The organism is Pseudoalteromonas sp. P1-26, assembly GCF_001401795.1.
Taxonomy (GTDB): Bacteria; Pseudomonadota; Gammaproteobacteria; order Enterobacterales; family Alteromonadaceae; genus Pseudoalteromonas.
The window spans coordinates 1-4,453 of record NZ_LKDX01000092.1; the positions used below are offsets into that span (position 1 = coordinate 1).

Genomic DNA, 4,453 nt, shown 5'->3' on the forward strand with positions numbered 1-4,453 from the left:
AACTTGCCGAAGCTCGGCAACATTGATAGTGTGATTACGTCAAAATCGCTTGGTACTTATACCGTCAGTATCCCTTGGTAATCACACTAATACAGTTTAAAGTATTTGCCCCGAAATCTTCTTCTAAATCGTTTTTGAAAAGTGAGTTAGAAAAAATTTAAATGATATCAAAGTATGCACTCAATCCGGTTTCTGCCATTTTCCTTTGCACGATATAAAGCTGAATCAGCACGTTCAATTACTGTCAACGTATTATCATCAATACGACTGACCGTCACTCCACAGCTGACTGACAATCTTTTTTCGTGAAAATAAATACCATTTATATCTGTAATAATGGTCGTTGCAATCTCTTTTGTTTCATCTAAGGTTGCCCCTTCAATGATGATTACAAACTCTTCGCCACCCCAACGAGCACATAACGCTTTACTTGGAGATACTGACTTTAATTTATTTGAAACAATGACAAGCGCTTTATCGCCTTCCAAGTGACCATAGGTATCGTTTATTTCTTTAAAATAATCAATGTCTAGTAGTATGAAACCAAAATTCGAGCTTTTTAGTAAACTTGAAAGCGTTCTATCTAGTTTTTCTCGATTAAACAATCCAGTGAGTTTATCGGTTTCAGCGAGTTTTTTAATAAGCTGATTTTTCTCAGCCAACGTATCATAAGCAGCAAACCGAGTTTTTTCATAGAAACGAAATAAGACAATGTGAGCAATGGCAACTTCAATAATATTAAAAACAGAGCCAAGGCCAATTTTAAGAGGTTCCGGATTCTGTGAGTGTTCATAAACTATAAAAGCACACACTGCAAAAGCAAACGCACTAAGTAAACTTCCCCAATTTCGACCTACTAAATAAAATGAAAATGGAGGAATTAATGTTGCCCAAAATAATGAATAGGCCGCGCCGTTAATTGAGATAATAAATGTCAGTATTAAACTGTTAATCAATAACACCACAGCCCATGAAACCGCTTTAATTTTTGAGCTTTTAATGAACCAAACATATAGTAAAATAGACAAAGTTAGCCCAACCGCATCAAGCAAAGCGAGTTCATAGCTGTTGAATTTAAAGATATTGATAACAGTCAGTACAAAGAACTACACAGTACATATCAATAAAGAATGGGCGATCAAACGGCTTCGCCAAAATAGCTCAGGACTATTGTGGTGTGCTGGAATGTTTTTATACCAATATTTGAGCATAGTAAATTCTGTTTTTAAATTATTACACGCGAGCTATGCTCTCAAGCAAAGGCCCAGTCCTGTCACTCTATCATAGAGAAACGTGCTAGGACTGAGCGAGGTTTTTCATTATTTTTTATCGCCGTTTATTATGTGCAAATCACGTTGAGGGAACGGAATAGTAATCCCTTTGCTCTCCACTTTATCTTTAATTTTACGCTGTGTTTGCCAATATATATCCCAGTAATGTGGTGTAGCGACCCAAGCACGAAGCTGCAAGTTCACAGAGCTATCTGCTAATGTGTGGACTAAATACTGAGGGGCTGGCTCAATCAAAATTCGAGATTCTTCACTAACAAGCTCCCTTAATGCCGCAAGCCCATCTTCAATTGAATCACCATAAGAAATACCCACAGTGATATCCATGCGACGCTTTTCGTTTCTCGTAAAGTTTTTTATCGCATTTGCCCAAACCGTGCTATTTGGGATTGACACAAAAACACCATCGGCGGTTTCAAGGACAGTGGTAAATAGACCTAAATCTTTTACACTCCCTGTATAGCTTGACACTTCAACAAACTCTGCCTTTTTTAGAGGCTTTAAGAAAAGTAGCATGACCCCCGCAGCCACATTACTGAGCGTATCTTTTAGGGCTAGACCAATCGCTAAGCCTGCGGCACCGACGAGTGCGACAAGACTGGCCGTATTGACTCCAAATAAATCTAAAATAATCACAATTGCAATTAAATAAACCACATAGCCTGATAGCGTGGTAAGCAGCTTAGTAATGATTTCATCATGCTTGCTCAATCGGTAAACACCTTTATGTACAGCTCGTTTAAGTAGCTTTGAGCAAATACTAGCTCCTATTAAAATGAAAATAGTAAGCAATGTATTCTTGGCTATCGCTATGATTTGTAATTGGTGCTCAGAAAAAAAGTTTATGATGGTTTCCATCGGTGATTTCCCTTTAAATATAAATAATATACGCGTTTGTTTCTAAATGATTTGATAACGAAAGCTAGTTAATGATGCTGTTAACTAAGTAACCATTGTAAGCAATGTAAGAAGTAAGCAAGACACCACCTTCCCAACGGTTTACCCTGCCTTGTCGGCCAAAACCGTAAGCCATAACCAACAACATGACGGAAAGTACAAGCATCACACTCCAATCTCGGTAAAGTACGTCTGTAGAAATGTGAGGGATAGGCTCAATAATACCAGCGATACCAATTACAGCTAAGATGTTAAACATATTCGACCCCACAACATTGCCAATTGCGATGTCATGCTCTCCCTTTTTAGCGGCAATAATAGAAGCTGCAAGCTCTGGCAAAGATGTCCCTAATGCAACGATAGTTAAGCCGATAATAAGGTCACTGACACCGAGCGCAGTTGCAATTTCAACCGCTCCCCAAACAAGTATGCGAGAGCTAATAATGAGTAATGTTAAGCCCACGATGAGCCAGAAAATTGCTTTTCCTAAGGACATGGCGTGACTTTTAAGCTCAGTATCAAATTCTGTTTTAAGGGTATCACTCGGTGATTTCATACCTGAGTACACAGACCATGCTAAGAACAAGACTAATCCGCCCAGCAACAGACTTGCATCAATCACTGATAAAGCGCCGTCATACAGCAAATACCCCAAAAAAAGTACGACAACTAATAGTAAGGGAAGCTCATTTTTAACAATTTTAGACTGAACAGCGATAGGGGCAATGATGGCTGTTACACCAAGAATTAAGCTAATATTTACAATGTTGGACCCAAGTGCATTACCTAACGCTAAGTCAGGGTTTCCATCACTTGCAGCCATTGCTGATACAACCATTTCCGGAGCCGAAGTCCCAAAACCAACAATAACCATACCAATTAAAATTGAAGGCAAGCCAGCATGACCAGCTGTAGATGCCGCTCCTTCAACAAAGCGGTCTGCACTCCATACGAGTAAGATAAACCCCGCAATAATAGCTGTCATAGCTAAAACCATGACTGAGCCCCCTCTATAGCAATACCTGAAAGGCGTATGGCAGGTCTATTTACAAAATGAAGTGAGCTTTGGCAGTGACGTAGTTTCATTATTTACCCTTAGGGCAGACTGGAATAATAAGGCAATAAACCACCTCTGCCCGAAATGACCCATTGCCTTAAGTCTTGTCAAAACCTGAGACGGTTCGAAACTGCCACGAGCGATGTTGCTCGGAGACTGTTGACAGTTTCCTTGCTAAATGCAAGAGACTACTCCCCTAAGTTTTTAAAGAATAATCTATCCCTAATAATAATACAATTAGCTTGGCTGCCTTTTTTAAAAAACGATGAATGTAAAGAATCATCAGAATAGGCCGATATGAAATTACATCACTAAATCAGGGACGTATTATGAAGGTTAATTCTGGAAGTTTACCGCAACCACTTAATAATCAAAATGTGACTTTAGAGTCACCTATAAATGGCAAGGCTCTTTTAGAAACTGAGCTTAAAAAATTGGCGGATGACGTATATCATGAAAGCGCGCCTCCAGAGCTAAACCAAACGTATACCAAACCGCTGACGATGACATCGAGCCAGATAGACATAACTAAAACAGTTGATGACTATATGCATGAGCTAGCTGTTGCTACTGGTGAATTATATTTGCCGGGAGGTAGTCTGCCTAAGGCGGTAGAAAAAATGCTGTCTCCCTATGACTCACTTCTTTCAGATGTAAATCGGCAGAACCCTTCATTGGCCAATAAAAATTGGGGAATCGCTATAAACCAATCTGGTGCTTTAGAAGCGACAGGCACAATTACAGATTTTGAAAAAGAATTCTTAGAAGAAAGGCTAAATAATTCAGAGGAATTGGTAAGCACTATAGCTGATTTTAAATCTAATTTTTTAAAATATATTGTGCCTGAAAACCGAGGTTATGGAAGGTATGATGTTACGGCTGATAATTTTTCAGATGTCTTCGATTTTAGAGAAATGCTTGAAAGTTCAAGAAGCGATGCAGACTTTAAAAAGACATGGGAATATGAAACTAATTGGTTAAAGTTGACTGACAACATTTTGTCACAACTAAAAAGAAACGCCCAAAGCTTTTAAAGGTTTTTAAGTATTACAATGAACTCACAGAGAATGTTACAGATCCATCGGCCCTAAAAGCACTGCATCAATCTCAACAATTAACTATGTGAACTACTCGCGCCTAAAGGCATCGAGCTTCCAAGATAATAGCCTAAGCTACTAACCTTTCTTTTTTGACGCTTCGTTGGACACCG

At 38.9% G+C, this 4,453-nt stretch carries 4 protein-coding genes; 1 reads left to right on the forward strand and 3 read right to left on the reverse strand.

Annotated features, from left to right (window positions below):
• Positions 1 to 167 precede the first annotated feature (167 nt).
• From AN394_RS20865 to AN394_RS20875, 3 genes are all read right to left on the reverse strand, one after another.
• The gene (locus AN394_RS20865; RefSeq protein ID WP_327077787.1) at positions 168 to 1,097 is read right to left on the reverse strand and encodes a GGDEF domain-containing protein; all 930 of its coding nucleotides are present in this window, start codon (positions 1,095 to 1,097) and stop codon (positions 168 to 170) included.
• A gap of 222 nt (positions 1,098 to 1,319) precedes the next feature.
• Entirely contained in the window at positions 1,320 to 2,000 is a 681-nt protein-coding gene (locus tag AN394_RS20870) for a mechanosensitive ion channel family protein (protein WP_235576289.1), read from the reverse strand.
• A gap of 211 nt (positions 2,001 to 2,211) precedes the next feature.
• The gene (locus tag AN394_RS20875; RefSeq protein ID WP_055022484.1) at positions 2,212 to 3,183 is read right to left on the reverse strand and encodes a calcium/sodium antiporter; all 972 of its coding nucleotides are present in this window, start codon (positions 3,181 to 3,183) and stop codon (positions 2,212 to 2,214) included.
• Between the two features lie 389 nt (positions 3,184 to 3,572).
• Between AN394_RS20875 and AN394_RS20880 the strand changes: the two genes are divergently transcribed.
• Positions 3,573 to 4,277: a hypothetical protein gene (locus tag AN394_RS20880; protein WP_055022485.1), complete on the forward strand. Its 705-nt coding sequence runs from the start codon at positions 3,573 to 3,575 to the stop codon at positions 4,275 to 4,277.
• Positions 4,278 to 4,453: the final 176 nt, after the last annotated feature.